1 protein-coding gene is annotated in these 1,106 nt (G+C 48.5%); it reads right to left on the bottom strand.

Annotated features, from left to right (window positions below; translation table 11 throughout):
- Nucleotides 1-171: 171 nt before the first annotated feature.
- On the bottom strand, nt 172-1,106 hold a 935-nt coding region (locus HWQ67_RS19360), incomplete at its 5' end, for a hypothetical protein (protein WP_218254334.1).

Here is a 1,106-nt window from a genome sequence, read left to right as displayed (position 1 = left end):
CTTGAATTCTTGTAACACCATGCAACCGAACTTTAATAAAATCACGCCCTTCCCGGCGTAATCGTTCCATCGACGCTGCCCGGTCTTTTTGGGCTTCTTGTAGAGATACGTCTCTTATAATGTCTGACATATTAGTCTCCTTTTAGGAAAGGGGGGGAAATCCCCCCTTTGTTATGCTGTTTCTGAACGACCACAAACAACGACTGCGGTTCCGCCATGATACCTTCCACTGCCATCTGCTGTCACCGGAGAAGTATCAAACTGAAGCAACTGAATGCCTCTGACACCAGCGTAGCCCTTGCCGTTTCTGATTTTGTAGTCATAGTCATCCTGGATTAAGTGCATAGGTTCTGCGTCCCAGTTCACAACGCCGCCCTTACCATGAAGTAGACAAGCATCCCTTACAAGAGGATTGCCAAGATTTCTGTTGTCTACGTCTGTCGGCCACATATAACCGGGAACAAGCCCAAACGGACGGCCAGTACCACTCGGAAGCAGTGTCGGAAGCCTTTCATCTACAACAATGTAGACATCGGCACCAACGGCACTCTGCCATTTCCCAAGTATACCGTACCAGTTCTGAGTCTTCTCGTTCAACTGGTTCTGCGGAGTCCAGCGCGAACCCATTCCATCGGCAAAATTCGGATCACTGAATCTCTGTGCTTGAAGAGCAGAAATCGTAAGCACAAAAGCCTGCCTGCCGCCAATATCCAACGGCATCATTCTGCGATTGAGTGCCCATCTCAGGAGAGAATCAATCATGTTTCCACGAATCATCTGTCCAATCGTCTGTCTGAATCCTGAATTTCCAGTACCATTTCCGCCAGCAGCTATATCTATTGCCGAAACAATATTATTGGTATAGGTAGTGGCGTTAGGACTGAAATTAGGCTGTTGGGTTAATCCAACACCAGACACGAAGAAGTTTGGATTCCACTGCGCAACGCACAGGTTCACCGTGCTTCCTGCCTGAAGCGACCAGCCAAAACTCTCAACGATAGACATGCGGATTTCCAGACCCTCATACGCAGCAGCGTGAGGATACAGGTCATCAACGTGTCTCTGATAGAGCTTATACGGTGCCGCATCAAGTTTATCCTCACCGT

Origin of the sequence: Candidatus Magnetobacterium casense, assembly GCF_019173545.1 — a bacterium.
Lineage (GTDB): Bacteria > Nitrospirota > Thermodesulfovibrionia > Thermodesulfovibrionales > Magnetobacteriaceae > Magnetobacterium > Magnetobacterium cryptolimnobacter.
Note: the sequence above shows the minus strand (reverse complement) of the source record. Positions and strands in the feature narration are given on the sequence as shown.